14 protein-coding genes and 1 pseudogene are annotated in these 17,043 nt (G+C 72.5%); 8 read left to right on the top strand and 7 right to left on the bottom strand.

From position 1 onward, the window contains the following. Positions 1 to 128: 128 nt before the first annotated feature. On the bottom strand, positions 129 to 2,762 hold the full coding sequence (gene rph / locus AVW11_RS19145; RefSeq protein ID WP_076044945.1) for a rifamycin-inactivating phosphotransferase: 2,634 nt from the start codon (positions 2,760 to 2,762) through the stop codon (positions 129 to 131). An 819-nt stretch (positions 2,763 to 3,581) separates the two neighbouring features. On the opposite strand from rph, the gene AVW11_RS19150 reads away from it, so the two are divergent. Both AVW11_RS19150 and AVW11_RS19155 read left to right on the top strand, forming a co-directional pair. Next, positions 3,582 to 3,863 carry a hypothetical protein gene (locus tag AVW11_RS19150; RefSeq protein WP_060178598.1) on the top strand — a complete coding sequence of 94 codons (282 nt, stop codon included), beginning with the start codon at positions 3,582 to 3,584 and terminating at the stop codon, positions 3,861 to 3,863. Positions 3,864 to 4,218: 355 nt separating this feature from the next. After that, positions 4,219 to 5,460 carry an NAD(P)/FAD-dependent oxidoreductase gene (locus AVW11_RS19155; protein WP_030848011.1) on the top strand — a complete coding sequence of 414 codons (1,242 nt, stop codon included), beginning with the start codon at positions 4,219 to 4,221 and terminating at the stop codon, positions 5,458 to 5,460. Positions 5,461 to 5,473: 13 nt separating this feature from the next. Here the strand turns inward: AVW11_RS19155 and AVW11_RS19160 are convergent, their stop codons facing one another. Next, positions 5,474 to 6,910, bottom strand: coding sequence for a serine/threonine-protein kinase (locus tag AVW11_RS19160; protein ID WP_076044947.1), 1,437 nt, complete (start codon positions 6,908 to 6,910; stop codon positions 5,474 to 5,476). A gap of 286 nt (positions 6,911 to 7,196) precedes the next feature. On the opposite strand from AVW11_RS19160, the gene AVW11_RS19165 reads away from it, so the two are divergent. The 3 genes from AVW11_RS19165 (at position 7,197) to AVW11_RS19175 (ending at position 12,822) form a co-directional block, all read left to right on the top strand. Continuing rightward, positions 7,197 to 9,137, top strand: coding sequence for an FHA domain-containing protein (locus AVW11_RS19165; protein WP_076044899.1), 1,941 nt, complete (start codon positions 7,197 to 7,199; stop codon positions 9,135 to 9,137). Positions 9,138 to 9,705: 568 nt separating this feature from the next. Continuing rightward, on the top strand, positions 9,706 to 10,929 hold the full coding sequence (locus AVW11_RS19170) for a 4-hydroxybenzoate 3-monooxygenase (RefSeq protein WP_240528212.1): 1,224 nt from the start codon (positions 9,706 to 9,708) through the stop codon (positions 10,927 to 10,929). A 132-nt stretch (positions 10,930 to 11,061) separates the two neighbouring features. After that, positions 11,062 to 12,822 (top strand): methyltransferase, encoded by a 1,761-nt coding sequence (locus AVW11_RS19175; RefSeq protein WP_076044903.1) that lies wholly within the window; start codon positions 11,062 to 11,064, stop codon positions 12,820 to 12,822. Positions 12,823 to 12,972: 150 nt separating this feature from the next. Here AVW11_RS19175 and AVW11_RS19180 read toward each other — a convergent pair whose 3' ends face one another. After that, a complete protein-coding gene (locus tag AVW11_RS19180) occupies positions 12,973 to 13,515 on the bottom strand; it encodes a GNAT family N-acetyltransferase (RefSeq protein WP_076044949.1) in 543 nt (180 codons plus the stop codon). A gap of 175 nt (positions 13,516 to 13,690) precedes the next feature. Next, entirely contained in the window at positions 13,691 to 14,098 is a 408-nt protein-coding gene (locus AVW11_RS19185) for a RidA family protein (protein ID WP_030847996.1), read from the bottom strand. Between the two features lie 98 nt (positions 14,099 to 14,196). Between AVW11_RS19185 and AVW11_RS19190 the strand changes: the two genes are divergently transcribed. The 3 genes and pseudogenes from AVW11_RS19190 to AVW11_RS39300 all read left to right on the top strand — a co-directional run. Beyond that, positions 14,197 to 14,580 (top strand): winged helix-turn-helix transcriptional regulator, encoded by a 384-nt coding sequence (locus tag AVW11_RS19190; RefSeq protein ID WP_030847993.1) that lies wholly within the window; start codon positions 14,197 to 14,199, stop codon positions 14,578 to 14,580. Between the two features lie 79 nt (positions 14,581 to 14,659). Continuing rightward, a complete protein-coding gene (locus AVW11_RS19195) occupies positions 14,660 to 14,857 on the top strand; it encodes a three-helix bundle dimerization domain-containing protein (RefSeq protein WP_060178602.1) in 198 nt (65 codons plus the stop codon). Positions 14,858 to 14,886: 29 nt separating this feature from the next. Then, positions 14,887 to 15,231 (top strand): annotated as a pseudogene (locus tag AVW11_RS39300) (hypothetical protein); the annotation flags it as partial. Positions 15,232 to 15,396: 165 nt separating this feature from the next. On the opposite strand, the gene AVW11_RS19205 reads toward AVW11_RS39300, so the two are convergent. From AVW11_RS19205 to AVW11_RS19215, 3 genes are all read right to left on the bottom strand, one after another. Continuing rightward, positions 15,397 to 15,684: a hypothetical protein gene (locus tag AVW11_RS19205; RefSeq protein ID WP_030847989.1), complete on the bottom strand. Its 288-nt coding sequence runs from the start codon at positions 15,682 to 15,684 to the stop codon at positions 15,397 to 15,399. A 168-nt stretch (positions 15,685 to 15,852) separates the two neighbouring features. Beyond that, positions 15,853 to 16,500 carry a hypothetical protein gene (locus AVW11_RS19210; protein WP_060178603.1) on the bottom strand — a complete coding sequence of 216 codons (648 nt, stop codon included), beginning with the start codon at positions 16,498 to 16,500 and terminating at the stop codon, positions 15,853 to 15,855. A 197-nt stretch (positions 16,501 to 16,697) separates the two neighbouring features. Then, positions 16,698 to 16,904, bottom strand: coding sequence for a hypothetical protein (locus tag AVW11_RS19215; protein WP_060178604.1), 207 nt, complete (start codon positions 16,902 to 16,904; stop codon positions 16,698 to 16,700). Between the last annotated feature and the right edge of the window lie 139 nt (positions 16,905 to 17,043).

Consider the following 17,043-nt stretch of genomic DNA (forward strand, 5'->3'; position numbering starts at 1 on the left):
GTGCCCGGAGCCACGCAGGAGGCTCCGGGCACGGCGCGGTCCCTTCCCGCCGGGCTCAGGCCCGGGTTCTGGCTCGGGTCCGGGTCCGGGTCCGGGTCCAGGTGCGCAGTGCTCGCGGGTCGGCCGTGTCAGGACAGGATCTCGACGTACCCGCCGGTGCCGTGCACGCGGATCCGCTGCCCGTCCCGGATCGTCCGGGTGGCCCGCTCCACGCCCACGACCGCCGGCAGGCCGTACTCTCGGGCGATCACCGCGCCATGGGTCATCAGACCTCCCACCTCCGTCACCAGACCCGCGGCCGAGACGAAAAGCGGCGACCAGCTGGGGTCGGTGAAGGCCGTCACCAGGATGTCGCCCGCTTCGAGGTCGGCGTCCGACATGTCCAGGACGACGCGGGCCCTTCCCTCGACGGTCCCGGCGGACACCGGTACGCCGACCAGGGCGCCGGCCGGCACGTCGTCGCGCCGGTACACCCCGGTGAGGGCCTCGCCGTCCGAGGTGAGCACGCGGGGCGGCGTGAGCGCGTGGTGCGCCGTGAAAGCCTCCCGGCGCCGCCGGATCAGCTCCGGGTCCTCCAGCCGCTGCGCGCGCACGACGTCGCGCAGTTCCTGGAAGGTGAGGTAGAAGACGTCCTCGGCCTCGGCGACCACGCCCGCGCGCACCAGGCGCTCCGCCTCCTCCAGCAGAGCCCGCTTGTAGACGAAGTAGCGGCTGACGATGTCGTACTTCGGATACTCCCGGTACCCGATGAAGGTCCGGACCCGGTCGATCATCCGCTTGGCCTCGTCGGCCTTGCGGTCCCCGTCCGGCAGGTCGCGCAGGCGCGACAGCACCTCCTGTTCCTTCTGCCGGGCCTTCCGCGCGCCTTCCTCGAAGCGCCGCCGGGCGGCGCCCGGTGCGAAGTTCCGCACGTTGTCGAGGAGTACGGGCACCAGCGTGGCGGGCCGCTCGCCCCAGCGCGGCCTCGTGATGTCGATCTCGCCGACGCAGCGCATGCCGTACCGGTCGAGGTAGGACCCGATGGCGTCGCGCGCCTCGGTGCCGCCCGGCAGCTTCGCCAGCTCCTCCAGGAAACCGTCGTCCTCGACGCCCTGCAGGAACGCCACCACCTCCGCGTGGGGGCGGATCACGTCGGCGACGTCCAGCAGCGCCAGACCCATCTCCGAGGTGATGTTGTGGGGGGCGGACAGGGTGAGGGTGTCGGTGGCGTTCTTCTCGCCCAGCCACTCCTGCAGCCTGTCGGCCAGCCACCACGTGGCGTCCATCCCCGCCATGACCGCCTGCATGCTCAGCCGATCACCGAGGACCCGCTTGTGCTCCTCGAAGGCCTCCGACAGGAAGTCGAAGAGCGCCGGGCCGGTCTTGGTCCGGATGTCCCGCTCCAGCGCGGCCACCGACTCCCGGCTGCGCTCGATCAGCTCGGCGACGATGTTCGGATCGGTCTCGATCGGGGCGGGATCCCCACCGCCGGGCGGCGGCACGACGGGGCCGGCGTCCGGGAACGACGGGAGGAAGCCGTCCCGTTCGAGGACCGTCTCCAGGGCATCCCTCACCAGCGGATCGCCCTTCCCGAAGGCTTCCAGCAGAGCGGCGCGGCTCGCGGGCGAGGCCAGACGCCGGGTGACGTCGACGAACAGCCTTCCGCCGGCCTCCTGCATCGGCACCATGGCGGTCAGCTGCCACATCGAGAACCCCAGCGGCCTCATGGGGTCGGTCATCATCTGCCCGTGGCCGACGGAGACATAGACGTGGATGTCCCGGTCGCCGCTGTCGGGAACGGGGAACAGCGTGGTGATCGGCCTGCTCTGGACGATCCGGAAGCCGTCGTCGACCAGGCACCACTCGATGTCCTGCGGGCGGCCGAAGTGCGCTTCTATGCGCCTGCCGAGCCGGACCAGCTCCACGGCCTGCTCATCCGTCAGCGCGGGCTGCTCCTGCCGCCCCGGCTCGACCGGGACCTCCCGCGTACCGCCGTCCGGCAGGGCGTGCACGGCACGCTGCTTGACGGAGATCGCCCGGTCCACGACCTCCCCGTCCCGCACCGTGAACACGTCCGGGTTCACCAGGCCGGAGACCAGGGCCTCGCCGAGGCCGAAGCCGGCGTCCACGGTGGCGGTCCTGCGGTCGCCCGTGACCGGGTGGGCGGTGAACAGGATGCCGGACGCCTGCGGGAAGGCCATCCGCTGCACGACCACGGCCATGTGGACCGCACGGTGGTCGATGCCGTTCCGCCTGCGGTACGTCACGGCCCGCTCGGTGAACAGCGAGGCCCAGCACCGGCCGACGTGCCGCAGGATCGCCTCACGGCCCACGACGTTGAGGTACGTGTCCTGCTGGCCGGCGAAGGAGGCCGTCGGCAGGTCCTCCGCCGTCGCGCTGGACCGGACGGCGTAGGCGGCCTGCCCGCCGTGCCGGGCGAGCGCGCCGGTGATCGCCGCCGCGAGATCGTCCGGGACGGCGATCGCCTCGATGGTCCGGCGGACCTGTGCGCTGAGAGTCCGGACCGCCTCCCGGTCGTCCGGGTCCACCTCCGACAACCGACCGAGCAGGACGTCGAGCGCCGGTGCCCCCGCCATGACCCGCCGGAAGGCTTCCGTGGTCACGCAGAAGCCGGGCGGCACCCGGACACCCTCGATCCGCGACAGTCCGCCCAGGTGCGCGCCCTTGCCGCCGACGACCGAGAGCTGTGTCTCGTCGACCTCCTGGAGATCCCGTACATACAACTCGTGCGCGGCCCCTTCGACGCGCGCGTCCTCATCCAGCTCGTCCGGCTGATCCCGCTCATCCCGCACTTGGAGTCCCCGTTTCCGCAGGTCGTGGCTTTGATCGGTGATTCTGCTCCATGGCGGGGGCCTTGCGGCAAGCCCCCCGGCGCGCTATAAGTTGACAGTGGCAAGGAGAGCGTTCTCCTTGCCTTCGTCGTTTCCGGTGCGGTTTCGCGAGCCGGGGTAGGCCCTGCGGACGGGGCGCCCGCAGCGCGCACGCGTCCACCGGGGGCCGGCTGGCGGGCCGGCGGGGGTGCGGGTCGTGCACCGGAACCCGGAACCGCCCCACTGGCGGCCCGGGAGCCTTCCGCCGCTTCCTGGTCTTGCGCACCCGCCCGCACGGCATCCCGTCCCTGGAACCCCCCGGCCGCCGCGCCGCCATGGGCTTCGACCCCGCCGTGCTGCGACGGCTGGTCACCGCGCGCCGCCGCTCGCGCCCAGAACTGATTCTCGTACCATCGCCCTCCCGGGCGAATGCGGAGGACTATTCACGCGGCATAGGTGGAGGGGCGTGTTTCGGCCGAGTTGAACCGGATCGAATCTGCCGCGAATGAACGGGAATGCAAGATTCCTGCTATTGAATGATCATATCTCGAATGCATTCGGCCTCATGCGCCCCACGGGTTCACCGGCCCTTCCCGCGCCACGCGGCCGAAGAGAGCCCACCCGGAACAAAAGTAGGCGGCATCGCGCCCCTACGCCTGTCCGCCGGATATTTCCATCCTCTTTTCTGCCATTTCTGCAAGATCTTTCTCTAGCCTCTTGATTGCGCCGGAGGAGTGACCGCCGGCGAAACCCGTCTCCTCGGAGGAAAACATGAAGGGATCCCTGCGCGCCCGTATCGCGAGCATCGCCGTCGGCGCTCTCGCCCTCGGCGGCTTCGCCGTCGTCTCGGCCCCGGCCGCCCAGGCCGCACCGAGCGACTGCACCACCTACCTCGCCGCCTTCGGCTTCTCCAGCACCGACATCAACCTCGCCTGCACGATCGGCGGCTCCGGCCTGCCGGCCGACTCGGCCCTGTGTCGCCTGCTCCTCACGAGCGTCTCGGCGGTCCCGCCGGCGCTGGCGCAGACGGCGTGCTCGCTCGCCAAGGTGTGACCGTGTGACCCGTGACTGACGGCCGGCCCGTCCGTCGCAAACCCGGCGCTCCGGGAAGACGCCCGAAACGTCTTCCCGGAGCGTCTTTTGATGCTCCCCCTCGCGGGTCGTGTACGCAACCTTCCTGCGGCCGCGTCTGACACCGCGTTAGGGTTGCCGGTTGGCTTCGGCTGAGACCGTGTCAGGTCGGCTCGCGCACCCCCGGAGCCCGCTGTGGGCCGTTGACGCCGGCCGCCGGGGGCCGGACGGGCGGCGGTCGGGCCCGCGGGGCGGTGTCGCATCCGTGTCCGGGTGATGCGCGGAACACAGTGGAGGAGCGGCATGCGCCGCACCGACACGGGAGAGAGGTGGTCGTATGTCCGCACCCCTGGACGCTACGGACGTACTGGTCGTCGGGGCCGGTGTGGCCGGGCTGGCGTGCGCCCGGGACCTGCTGGCGGCCGGCGTGGGCGTACGGGTGGTGGAGGCGGGCGACGCGGTCGGCGGCCGGATGCGCTCGGACCGGATCGGCGGCTTCGTGGTGGACCGCGGGTTCCAGGTGTTCAACACCGCCTACCCCCAGGTACGGCGCAGGCTCGACCTGAAGGGACTCCGACTGCGGCCCTTCACACCCGGCTTCCTCGTCCACACCCCGAACGGCAGGCTCGGCTTCAGCGACCCCACCCGCCGGCCGCGCACGCTTCCCGAGCTGCTCTCGGGCCGCCTCGCCGGCCCGCGTGACCTGGCCGCCCTCGGTCTGCTGTCCGCCCGCGACATGCTGCTGCCGCCCGGTCGGCTCAAACGGCGCCCGGACACCACCGCCCGCACCGCGTTCGCCGACGCGGGATTCTCCGAAGCCTTCGTCGAGAGGCTCTTCCGCCCCTTCGTCTCAGGGGTCTTCCTGGAGGACGAACTCGAGACCTCCGCCCGGGTGTTCCACATGGTCTGGCGGAGCATGCTGCGCGGCACCATCTGCCTGCCGACCGAGGGCATCGGGGCGGTCCCGCAGGCTCTCGCGGCCGCCCTGCCGCGGGACACCGTACGTCTGGAGACCGCCGTGGCATCCCTCACGGGCGACGGCGCCCTGACCGCCGCGGGGCAGGAGATCCCCGCGCGCGCCGTCGTCGTCGCCACCGGCCCCGGGTCCGTCCCGACGCTGCTCCCCGAGGTCGCCCTGCCCGCCTACCGGATCGTGACGACGTACTACCACGTGGCCCCGCGGTCCCCCCTCGGCGAGCCGACACTGCTCACGGACACCCGCCGCCGCTTCCTCAACACCTGTGTCCTCAGCGACGTCGTGTCCTCCTACGCCCCGCCCGGCCACGCGCTCGTCGCCACCTCGGTCCTCGGCCGGGACGGGCAGGACCGCGAGCGCGAGCTGCGGGCCGCGCTCGGCGAGGCGTACGGAACCGGCACGGACGGCTGGGACCTCCTCACCGTCCGCACCATCGAGGACGCGCTGCCCGCCATGGCGCCGCCGCACCCGCTGACCCGCACCACGCGCGCGGCGCCGGGCCGGTACGTGTGCGGCGACCACCGTGCCACCGGTTCCGTCCAGGGCGCGCTGGCCTCCGGCGCGCGGGCCGCTCGCGAAGTGCTGCGCGACCTGCGGCGCTGAGGGACGGGACGGGTCAGGAGGTGCAGGTGATGGAGAAGGGGACCGGGTTGGAGAGGGTGCGGGTGGGGCTCTGGAGTTCCACGGCCATCCCCGTGGTCAGGGTGCCCGTCTTGGCATAGGCCGCCAGGCGTACGGTGTCGCGTCCGGTGGGGTTGGCCTTGTCCCCGATCGACATCGTGCGCCACTGGGGGTCCACCACCGAGCCGTCGCCGGAGACCCATCGGTAGGAGATCAGCGTCGGCTCGGGCGCGGTGAACGTCGCGGTGAACGCCGGGGCCCGGCCGTCGGGGGCCGGACAACTGCCGCTGTAGGTGGTGTTCGTGCCCGTCACCGACACCCGTACGCCCGAACCGGCCGCGGGGTCCCCGCCGCCGTCGTCGCGGGTGAGCGCGTAGGCGAGACCGCCTGCGGTCAACAGGCAGGCGGCCGCGCCGGCGGCGACGAAGGCAGCCGTCCGGCGCCGGCGCGGCGGGCCCGGGACCACCGCGGGCCCGGCGGGCGGCTCGGGCGAGGGCTCCGTCGCCGTGGTGGTGGCCGGCTCCTCGGGGCGGGGGGCCGGGGCCGCCGCCGGCGTCCCCGCAGTGGCGGTCGTAGCGGTCGTGGAGGTCGGGGCGGTCGTGGAGGTCGGGGCGGTCGTGGCGGCATCCGGCCCGTGCGCGATGTTCCGCAGTGCCTCGGCGACTTCGGCCGCGGGTGTCCGCTCCGCCGGCTCCTTGCGGAGCAGCCCGGCGATGACCGGGGCGAGCGGCCCGGCCCGGTTCGGCGCGGGCGGTTCCCCGTCCACCACGGCCCGCAGGGTGCTCAGCGCGGTGTCCTGCCGGAACGGGGAGATCCCCTCCACGGCCGCGTACAGCATCACGCCGAGGGACCACAGGTCGGACTCGGGGCCCGAGGGGCGGCCCAGCGCCCGCTCCGGCGGCAGGTACTCGGGGGAGCCGACCACCTCGCCGGTCATGGTCAGGGCGGTGCTGCCCTCGACCACCGCGATGCCGAAGTCGCTGAGCACCACCCGCCCGTCCTCGGCGAGCAGCACGTTCGCGGGCTTCACGTCCCGGTGCTCCACCCCCGCGGCGTGCGCGGCGCGCAGCCCGCACAGCACCTCCGCGCCGATGTGCGCGGCGTGCCGGGGGGTGAGCGGCCCCCCGGCCCGCAGCAGATCGGCCAGCGACTGCCCGCGGATCAGTTCCATCACGATCCACGGCCGGTCGTCCTCCATGACCACGTCGTGAACGGTCACCACGTTGCGGTCGGGTATGCGGGCGGCGGCCCAGGCCTCCCGCTCCAGCCGGCTGTACATCCGCGCGATGTCGCCGGACCGCAGACCGGCCGGGGCCCGTACCTCCTTGACGGCGACCTCCCGGTGCAGGGTCTCGTCGTGGGCCCGCCACACGGTGCCCATGCCGCCCTCGCCGAGCCGGGACAGCAGCCGGTAGCGGTTCGCGATCAGCATGTCCCCAGCCGCCGCAGCCGCTGTCGTCACCGCGGTGGTGGCGGCGCCCGCGCCGGGCACCGCCGTGGTGGCCGCGAGCGCGGTCTCCGTCAGGGTCTCGGACTCTTCGTTGTGCATGGGGGCGGTTCTCCCTCGTATCGCCGGCCGACGCGAACATCACGTACGGCCCCGGCCCCCGGTTCAGCGGTACTCAAAAGTTTCTCGAAACTGGTTGAACCGAACACCTTCTCGGTGGCGTGTTGTCGGCGTAGGGGGAATCAGCGGCATCGTCTTCAAGGGGTGTGGAGTGGCATCGGTCATCGTTGGGCGCACGGGTCCGTTCACCGGGCAGAGCGTGGTCCTGGGCGGCGAGCCCCTCAGCTTCGGGCGCAAGGGGGAGAACGGCGTCGTGATCGTCAGCCCCAGTGCCTCCCGGCTGCACGCCGAAATCGTCACGGAGGACGCCGGGTTCGTGCTGTACGACCGCGACAGCCGCAACGGCACGTTCGTCAACGACCAGCGCGTCACCCGGCATGTACTGCGTCCGAACGACTGCATACGGATCGGTGACGAAACGTTCCTTTATGAGGCGCAGGACTCCATGGAGACGGTCATGGACCTCTCCCTCATGGACGTCCCCCGGCCGGCTGCCGCCGACCCCGGCACCCTGCGGGTCACCATCACCGGCGGCGGCCCCGTGGGCCTGGCCTTCGCCCTCGCGCTCGACGAGATGCTGCCCGGCCGGACGGCCGTGACCATCTACGACGGCCGCTGGACCAGGAAGGGCTCCGCGGTCGTCTGGAAGGACGAGACCCAGGGCAACTTCCGCCGCCAGCAGGTCGTGACCGTCCAGAGCCGGCAGTACCTCGCCCTCTCCGAGGAGGTCCGCGGCGCGCTGTTCGGCGACGCGGGTGCCTACAGCGAGATGTGGCCCGTCGGTCCGGACTCCGTCGACGGCCACCCGCCCCGCAACATCAGGATCGCCCACATCGAGGACCGGCTCCTGGACCTGGCGAACCGGAGGCCGGCGATCCGGCTCGTCGCCAAGCGCTTCGACGCGACGGAGCAGCAGAACCGGATCACGCAGGATCACGTCCTGGTCGTCAGCGAAGGCGGCCGCTCCCGCACCCGCGAGCACTACACCGACCGCTTCGGCGCCGCCGACGCCTCCATCTACTCCCTCGACGGCGAGCACCTTCAGGACATCGTGCTGGGACTGCGGGTCAAGTCGAAACTCCCGGACCCGATGAGCGTGCTGCTGACGGTGTCGCAGAACCGCTTCCTGCTCAACTCCCTGCGCGGCGAGGGCTTCCTGAACATGCGGCTCACCCGGGAGGAGGCCAAGAACGTCATCGGCATCGACCCGGTCCGCCACGTCTTCGAGGAGTGCATCGCGTCCCGCCCCTGCCTGATGAGCCGGCAGGAGGAGGACAACGAGTTCCGCTGCCCCACCCACGGCACGCTCTTCCTGCCCGCCCTCCTGCGCAGCTCCCCGCTGTGGAAGGAGATCCGGCAGGGCCTCGCCCTGTTCGGCGTGGCCGAGGAGGACCTGACGGCGATCACCTCGTTCCGGCTCGACATGGTGCAGCGCCCGCGGTTCACCGCGCAACTGCACCGGCCCACCGCGACCACCCCCGGCACCTACGGCTTCCTGCTGGGCGACGCGGCCAACGCCATCCACTTCTGGCCGGGCCGCGGCCTCAACAGCGGCCTCGCCTCCGCCACTTCGCTCGCGCGGTCCCTCAGCCGGGCCTGGCAGGGCAGGCCGTTGCGGGACGCCGACTTCATCCGCCACGAGGCCGCCATGTCCATGCTCCAGTACCGGCACAAGAGCAGGGCGTGGAACGCGATGGTCACCACGGACGAACAGGGCGTCACCCGCGCCATCAAGGACATCATCGCGCGAAGCACGGAAGCCGGCGGGGCCGCCGGGGCACCCGGCGCCCCCCGTCCCGCCGGTCCCGACGCCGCGGGCGGCAGCGACCTGGACGCGCTGCTGGACCGGATGGCCGAGATCCGCGACCGGCTGGCGTCCCGGCTCCCCGGCCTGCCCACGGACGGCGAACTCCGCGACCACCTCGCCCCGACAGCCCCCGCCACCCTCCGCACCCTGCGGGAGAGCGGCGCCTGGGACACCCTGATCGTCGGGGGAGAGGAGGCCGACATCGACCTCTTCTACCAGTCGGACTCCCCGGTCTACGTGCCCCGCCCGGCCGACCCCCGCAGCCTCCTGCAGCCTCAGGCGTAGGCGCTTTTCCGGATCGTGCCGGGCCCGCGCCGCCCGGCACCGCGCCTCATCGCCCGGACGCCGCCCGGGGCCCGCGTTGTCGGTGCTCCCGGGTGCGCCCGGTACACGGATGCCCCTGCGCCCTCGCCGCGTAGGGCAGCGGACGACGCGGACCCGGTCGGCGCCCCCCGACGGCAGGGCCCGGGCGCTCGGGGGGCCGCCGTCGCCCATGTCCCGACGCCGCCGGCCAGCCGGTGCGTCGGCGGCCCGAAAAGACCGGGTGTGGCGGCCAGGGCCGAGGGGCGCCCACGGCCGCGCCGGGCCGCGCACAGCCCGCGTAGGGCCCAGGGCCCGGGTCCCGCCGACGGGGCTCCCGCCCCTACGCCGAACGGCCGGGCCCGCGGCGGGGCGCGCGGGGAGAGCGCGCGTGCTCCCGTACGCCCGGCGCGCACCACCGGAAGGCCGCGGAATCGGGGAGCGGGTCCCGGTGTCAGCGGGCAGGCTCGGCCATGCCGATTGTCACTCTATTCCCGCCTTCGGATGGATCAGGTAGGTCCGTGGATCTTCGCGTGCTTATGCTTCACCCGTTATGACGGAAAGTCACACCTCCCGCACGTTATGTGAATCGGCCGACGTGGTCGTCCTCGGGGCAGGCCCTGCCGGGCTTGTCGTAGGACTCCTCCTGCAGGCCGCCGGAATCGACTGCGTCATCCTGGAACGCGCCTCCCGCACCCATGTGCAGACCCGGGCCCGTGCCGGGTTCCTCGCCCCGAACACCGTGCGGGTCCTCGAACGCCACGACCTCGCCGACGGTCTGCACCGCGACGGCCGCCGCCACGGCACGTGCGAATTCCGCACGGAGGACGGCCGGTTCCGCCTCGACTACGGATCCCTCGGCCAGGGCGGGCAGCACCATGTCTACCCGCAGCAGAACCTGGTCACAGACCTCCTGACCCGCTACCTCGACAGCGGCGGACGCATCCGGTTCCGCACCGAGGGCCTCGCCGTACGCGACGCCGACAGCGCACGCCCGTCCGTCACGACCCGCGAGCCCGACGGCCGGCCCACCCGGTGGACGGCCCGGTACGTCGCCGGCTGCGACGGCCGGCACGGAGCGGCCCGCCGCTCACTGCCGCCGGACACCGTCCGCCACCACCGGCACGACCACGGCGTCACCTGGCTCGGCCTGCTCGCCGCAACTCCGCCGAGCCTGGATGCCGTCGGATACGCCATCCACGCCCATGGTTTCGCGGGGCACATGGCCCGCACCGCCGACGTCACCCGCTACTACCTCCAGTGGCGGCGCGGCACGCCCGCCGACGCCTGGCCCGAGCAACGCGTCTGGGACGAGCTGGACATCCGCATGCGCGCGGCGGACCACGGCCCGCTGCGACGCGGCGCACTCCTGGAACGCGGGGTCTTCGACCTGACCTGCGACGTCGTCGAACCGCTGCGCCACGGCTCGCTCTTCCTGGCGGGCGACGCGGCGAGCCTGCTCGCACCCGCCGCCGCGAAGGGCGCCAACCTCGCCGTCCTGGAGGCCGAGATCCTGGCGCAGGCCCTCGTCGACGCCCTCGCCCGAGGGGACACCGCAGGACTCGACGCGTACTCGGACCGCTGCCTGGCGCACATCTGGCGGGCCCAGGAGTTCACCGGGTGGATGACGCGCCTCCTGCACGCGGCACCCGAGCAGGACCGGGGCGCCGGTGGCGGATCGTTCTTCCACGCCGCCCTGCAGCGTTCCCGGCTCAACTCGCTGCGCACCTCACGCATCCACCAGGACTGGTTCGCCGAGAACTACGTCGGCGTGTGACGACCGCGCCGTCCCGCACCCACCCCGCCTACCGCGCACCGCGCCGCCGCTCCACCGGCTTCATCCGGCCCTGCCCTGCCCTGCCTTGCCGCCCTGCCCTGCCCAGCTCCGTACCGGCCCGAGGACCCCACGATGACGACGACCCTCCCCGACAAAACGTTGCTCCTGGACGACATCGCCTGCCTGCGCGAGGCCGCCCGGTTCGTCCGCGAGCACGACAGCGCGGCGCTGCTCCCCCTCCTCCTGCCCGGACTCGAAGGCCCGGACCTCCAGGCGTTGGCCGGGCACTGCCGGTTCGCCCACGCGGGGCTGCTGCTCTTCCCGCCGGACGCGGACACCCTCCGGGCCCAACTCGCCTCCTGCGACCTGGACGCCGACACCCCTTCGCACCCCAGCGTCGTCGTCCGGGAACGCCTCGCCCGGCGCCACGGGCGCGACCCGGCGGAGCTCGACGTCCGGATCCTGCGCCCCCACGTGTACGGCTCCGCCGGGCAACGGCGCGCGGTCGAGGTGTTCGCCCTGACCGTGCCCCCGCACTCCGGCCTGGAACCGGTCGCCGCCTACGAACGAACCCGCCGGCACGAGGCGCACCTCGCCTTCGAGATCGAGCACCCGGAGCCGCTGGCGCTGCGCGGCCTGTGCGCGATCCTCCTCCGCCACGGCGCCCGGCCCGACGGCGGCGGCTACAACCCGCACGAGGACGGCACCGTCCTCTACTTCACCCTTCCCGCCGCCGGTGCCTGCGACTACGGGCGGCTGGAGCTGTACGCACGGGGCGACCACCGCGACACCCTCGCCGCCCACCTGGACCACCCCGACCTGTTCGAGCGCCCCCGCCACGACGCGCGACAGCCGGCCGAAACGCTCCTCCACCTCCTCACCGGCGCGTGGACGACACAAGCCCTCGCCACCTTCACCCGGCTGGGCCTGCCCGACGCCATGGACACCCGCAGCGCGCACCGCACCGAGGACCTCGCCCGGTCGACCGGCACCCATCCTCGAAGCCTCGCCACGCTCCTGCGCTACCTGGTGATGCTCGGAGCCGTCGCCGAGGACCAGGAAGGATTCCGGCTCACGGAGCTCGGGTCCCTGCTGCGCGCGGACACGCCCGGGTCGATGCGGCCGCTGGCCCTGATGTACGGCGGCCCGTTCTACCGTTCCTTCGGCGGCCTCGACCACGCCGTGCGGACCGGACAGCCGGCCTTCGACCGGATCTTCGGCGAGAACCACTTCGACCACTTCGCCCGCGATCCCCAACTCGCCTCGCTCTTCGACCAGTCCATGGCCGCGAGCTCACGGATGTTCCAGCCGCTACCCGCCCACCCGGTCATCACCGCCGCCGCCCGGGCGTCCGGACCCGCACCCGCGACCGTCGTCGACGTCGCCGGCGGCAACGGAGAGCTCCTCGGCCGGGTCCTCACCGCCCACCCCCGCCTGCGCGGCATCCTGCTCGAACGCCCGCACGCCGTCGAGGCCGCCCGGCACCGCCTCGACGCCGCCGGCTGCGGGGCGCGCTGCGCATACCGCCCGGGGGACTTCGCCGACGTGCCGCCCGGCGGCGACGTCTACGTCCTCTCACGCGTCCTGCACGACTGGGACGACGACCGCTGCCGCGAGATCCTGCGCCACTGCGCGCGGGCGATGCCCGCCCACGCGGACCTGCTCGTCGTGGAACGCCTCCTGCCCGTCGACGGTTCCCCCTCGCTGGCCACCGCCTGGGACCTGCACATGCTGTGCAACGTGGGAGGCCGCGAACGCAGCGCCGACCACTACGCACACCTGCTCGCCGAGGCCGGCCTCGAACTCGTCGGCCACAGCCCCCTGCCGCTGGACGCGCACGTGCTGCACGCCCGCAGGGCGGCGGCGCCGCAGCCCGCCACCCGACGCGGCTGAGGCGGCGCCCCGCCGCCACGCGGACCCGCCCGGCCCCGGACCGCTGCGCATCCTGCGGCGAGGCGCGGGAGAGGCCGGCGCCCGGTCCGCGCGGCGGCCGGCCGCCGAAGTTCGACCGGCAGGACGAAGCTACCGTCCTCGTTGCCGCCATCAACGAGTGGTTGTGACGTACTGATCCGACAGCAACTCGAACACCCGTACTCGCCGACCCCCTGTGGGATTGACCGTCTCACGGACCGGATGCATCCCCAGTTTGGTCATGATCCGTTCGGAGGAGTCGTTGCCCACTTGAGCGATGCTGACGATCCGCTCCAGCCCTCGCTCTTCGAACCCGAACCGTACAGCGGCCGCGGCGGCCTCGGTGGCCAAGCCCTGTCCCCAGTGGGAACGACCCAGCCGCCAGCCGACCTCAACCGCCGGCAGTACCTCCGGCAAGAAGTTGGGCACCGAAAGGCCGGTGAACCCGGCCAACTCGCCAGTGGACCGGATCTCCACGGCGAACAGGCCGAAGCCCTGTGACTCCCACTCGCTCTCCCACGCCTGGACCCGGCCACGAGTCTGCTGTTCGTCAAGGACGCTGCCGTCACGGATCCACCGCATGACCTCGGGGTCGGCATTGACCGCGGCCATGGGCGCAACGTCTTCCTCACGCCAGCGACGCAGGATCAAACGGGGAGTCTCAAGCGTGACCATCCGATCATTCTGGATCACAAATGGGCTCTCCTCCATCCTCGCCAGGCGCTTTCGACTCGCCCGGAGGCCTGGGCCGGAACGGCCCAGGCCCCGCTGCGCCGCCGACGAGCGGACGGGCTGGTCGGATCACCGGCCCGCGGCGAGCGCGCCCCTGCGGCGAACTCGGGTCGGCCCGTCAGTCGAGGACGGCGACGGCCTCCAGCTCGACCAGGTGCTCCGGCACGTCCAGGGCCGCCACGCCCAGGAGGGTGGCCGGCGGCACCGGCGCGACCCCCAGCTTCCCGGCCGCGCGGGTGATGCCCTCCATCAGCAGGGGCATCTTGTCGGGGGTCCAGTCGACGACGTAGACGGTCACCTTCGCCACGTCGTCGAACGACGCGCCGGCCTCGGCCAGGGCGATGCCGACGTTGAGATAGCACTGCTCGATCTGCGCGGCGAGGTCGCCCTCGCCGACCGTCACGCCCTCGGCGTCCCAGGACACCTGCCCGGCGACGAACACGAGCTTCGACCCGGTCGAGATCGACACCTGCCGGTAGGCGTCGACCTTCGGCAGTCCGGTGGGGTTCATCAGGGTGATAGCCATGCTGTCCGTCTCCTATGACTCTCTTGCGGTTACTCGAGAACCGTAGGAGAGTGTGCGCTGACGTGGAAGAACGCACTTATTAGTTACTGGGGAACCTCATGGTTACCAAGCAGTTCACCGGCTCGCCGGACGACGCGGATCTGCGGCGCGCGGACTCTCTGGCGCGGGAGATCTTCGCGGACGTCGCCAACAAATGGGCGTTCCTGATCATCGAGGCCCTGGGGGAGCAGACCCTGCGCTTCAGTGAGCTGCGCAACGAGGTCGAGGGCATCAGCCACAAGATGCTCACCCAGAACCTGCGCATGCTGGAGCGCAACGGGCTCATCGAGCGGACGGTCTACCCGGTGGTGCCGCCACGGGTGGAGTACACCCTCACCGAACCGGGGCAGGGCCTGCGGGTGACGATCGACGCCCTGTGCGACTGGACCCACCGGTATCTCGGGGACATCGAGGCCGCCCGCCACCGCGCGGATCCGGCATAAGCCGAAAGATCGACTTCCCGGCGGACGGCCGCTCCGTGAAAATGAGGAGGGGCCGGTCACCGGGAGGCTGAGGCGTGTGATGGCGGATCCACAGGACGCGACGACCATCCGTGACGTCGCCGAGCGGCTGATGAAGGCGCACCCGCAGGTCGACGCCCGCCTGGTGCACAGCTCGGTTCAGACCGCCTACGAGGAGCTCAGGTACGCGCGCGTACGCACCTACCTGCCGGTCCTGATGGAGCGCAGGGCGCAGGACCTGCTGCCGTCCGACGGATAGCAGCTGCGGACGACCACTCGGGTGTCAGTATGAACCTCGTGACCACACCTCATGCGTCGGTGAAGGCGAAGCCGTGTCGGCACGACAGGTCCTGCCTCTCCCTCTGGTCCAAGGACTCGATCCTGTCGATCGGGTCCGTCGGATCGGTCCTGTCGATCGGATCGGTCGGCTCGGTCCTGTCCGTCGGATCCGTGGGCTCGGCCCTGTCGGCCGCGTCCATCGGCTCCTCGCTGTCCCTGCTGTCCGCGGGGTCCTGGCTCAGCCTGGGCTCGGTGCTGTCCGCGCAGTCCCGCTGGTCGGTGCTCTCCTGGCGTTCACGCGGCGGCCTCCTGTCCGCGGGGATCGCCGCCGCGGCCACCGCCGCCGTCGCCCTGCACGCCACGTACGGCGGCGGCCGCGGGAACGGCGGAGCCGACGGCGCGGCAGGCTCAAGACCCGGCCGGCGGAACGGGCCCGGGACCGTGGCCCGGGATCCGCTCGGGCCTACGCGGCGGTGACCCCGCAGGCCCCGCCGTCCCCGCTGTCCCGGTCGGTACGGCTCACTGCGCCTTGAGCAACTGGTCGACCCGGGGCACGGAGAGCCCGGTCAGTTCCGCGACCTGCTTCAGGGTGCGGCCCTGCTTCAACTCGCCCATGGCGGCGCTGCGTATGAGCTTGGCCGCTTTGGCGCCGGTGAGCATGTCGTCGGTGACCAGTCGGGCGCCGCGCTCACGCGTGAGCGGGGACTCGACCTCGGCGAGGCGTGCGCGGACGGCCTGCATGTACTGGTCCGTCAGGGCGCGAAGGTCGGCGTACACCTGCTCGTCGTCTGTACTGGTATCGGTCATGCGGGTCAGCGTACTTGGGCGAGGAGCCGTGTCCGGCTCCTCTGCCGGCTCCTCCCCGACACTGCCTCCCGCGAGGCCGATTCCCCTCGGCAGGAGGCCGATTGGGGTACGCCGGGACAGTGCCGTCGGTGCCGTGGCAGTGCCGCCCGCCCGTTGTCGTCCTCGCCGTCAGCGGTGGCGCGTCAGGCAGTCGGAGCCGTCCTCCGCGCCGGCGCCGGGCTCGCCCCGCCGCGCCCGCCACGTCATGAGCGCGTGGACCGGGACGGCCGCGAAAGCGACTACCGCCGCGCTACGGATCACCTGCCAGGTGATCCCCACCAGCGGCCCCTGCCCCGGGGCTTCCGCCTCCAGGCGGGCCGACGTCTCCACGAACGCGGTCAGCGGCACGAGCAGGCGGAACGGCAGACCGCCGATACCGGGTGTCCGGGCCAGGTTCCCGAAGAGCCCCACAGGGGCGCCGAGGACGAAGGCAGCCGCGCCCCAGACGAGCACCTTGGAGATGAGTTCGTCACCGGACCCGAAGGGCACGGCCTGCGCGCCGGGATACGCCGGAAACAGGAACTTGAAGACGTAGTACACGACCACGGCCAGGGCCAGCGCCGAGGAAGCCAGCAGCCCGGACTCGATCTTCGACCTGCGCGCGTAGCCCACGAGGAAGGCGAAGCAGGCCCACGCCCATCCGCTGGAGAGCACGAGGCCGGCGGCCTGGCACACCTGGTGGTCGAACCTGCTCGCCAAGGGGCCGCTGACACCCAGTGCCACGGCGATCGCGAAGGCGACGGCCACGGGCATCGCGCGGGCACGCAGGAAGCTCATGGTCGCTCGACCCCTCCATGGTCCCCGGCCGGGCGGGTACCGGTCGCCGCGGCGACGGCCGGCGCAGCCCGTCGGGCATGTCGTGCCCGTCCGGGACCGGCACACCGACCGCACACCCCTGTGCGTCGCGCGGGAGCCCCCGCCTTGAGCGGCCCATTGTTCCAGACACGCCGACGGACGCGGGCCGGTGAGTCCCCTCAAGTGATGTTCTGACGGCTTCCGTCGGGCAGGGTGCAGACGTCGCCGCCGTAGGGGATGGACCTGACCTGTCCGCCCGCGGCCGTGCACTCCTCCCTGGTGATGGTGGGGGTCGAAGCGGCCTGGGCGCTGACGGCTCCGACCGCGCCCGTGCCGGCAAGGGTGGCTGCGGCCAGGATGAGGCCCAGCGTTCTGCGGATCCGCATGGCTTCCTCCTCTCGGGCTCACCCCTCGGCCCTGTGGGAGGACGACCCGCAGGCCGAAGGTGCCCTACCCACCAGCATGGGCGCCGTCCCGGAGGACCGCGAGACGGGCCGGAGGCCGCCGGGGCGCGGGGGCTCGGTG

Source organism: Streptomyces amritsarensis (genome assembly GCF_001953875.1).
GTDB lineage: Bacteria > Actinomycetota > Actinomycetes > Streptomycetales > Streptomycetaceae > Streptomyces > Streptomyces amritsarensis.

Excerpts from the sequence above, each read along its gene's own strand:
- AVW11_RS19215 (WP_060178604.1), bottom strand. The coding sequence starts at position 16,904 with ATGCGGATCCGCAGAACGCTGGGCCTCATCCTGGCCGCAGCCACCCTT.
- AVW11_RS19160 (WP_076044947.1), bottom strand. The coding sequence starts at position 6,910 with ATGCTGATCGCGAACCGCTACCGGCTGCTGTCCCGGCTCGGCGAGGGC.
- AVW11_RS19155 (WP_030848011.1), top strand. The coding sequence starts at position 4,219 with ATGTCCGCACCCCTGGACGCTACGGACGTACTGGTCGTCGGGGCCGGT.
- AVW11_RS19150 (WP_060178598.1), top strand. The coding sequence starts at position 3,582 with ATGAAGGGATCCCTGCGCGCCCGTATCGCGAGCATCGCCGTCGGCGCT.
- AVW11_RS19195 (WP_060178602.1), top strand. The coding sequence starts at position 14,660 with ATGGCGGATCCACAGGACGCGACGACCATCCGTGACGTCGCCGAGCGG.
- AVW11_RS19185 (WP_030847996.1), bottom strand. The coding sequence starts at position 14,098 with ATGGCTATCACCCTGATGAACCCCACCGGACTGCCGAAGGTCGACGCC.
- AVW11_RS19180 (WP_076044949.1), bottom strand. The coding sequence starts at position 13,515 with ATGGTCACGCTTGAGACTCCCCGTTTGATCCTGCGTCGCTGGCGTGAG.
- AVW11_RS19175 (WP_076044903.1), top strand. The coding sequence starts at position 11,062 with ATGACGACGACCCTCCCCGACAAAACGTTGCTCCTGGACGACATCGCC.
- AVW11_RS19170 (WP_240528212.1), top strand. The coding sequence starts at position 9,706 with ATGACGGAAAGTCACACCTCCCGCACGTTATGTGAATCGGCCGACGTG.
- AVW11_RS19190 (WP_030847993.1), top strand. The coding sequence starts at position 14,197 with ATGGTTACCAAGCAGTTCACCGGCTCGCCGGACGACGCGGATCTGCGG.
- AVW11_RS19205 (WP_030847989.1), bottom strand. The coding sequence starts at position 15,684 with ATGACCGATACCAGTACAGACGACGAGCAGGTGTACGCCGACCTTCGC.
- AVW11_RS19210 (WP_060178603.1), bottom strand. The coding sequence starts at position 16,500 with ATGAGCTTCCTGCGTGCCCGCGCGATGCCCGTGGCCGTCGCCTTCGCG.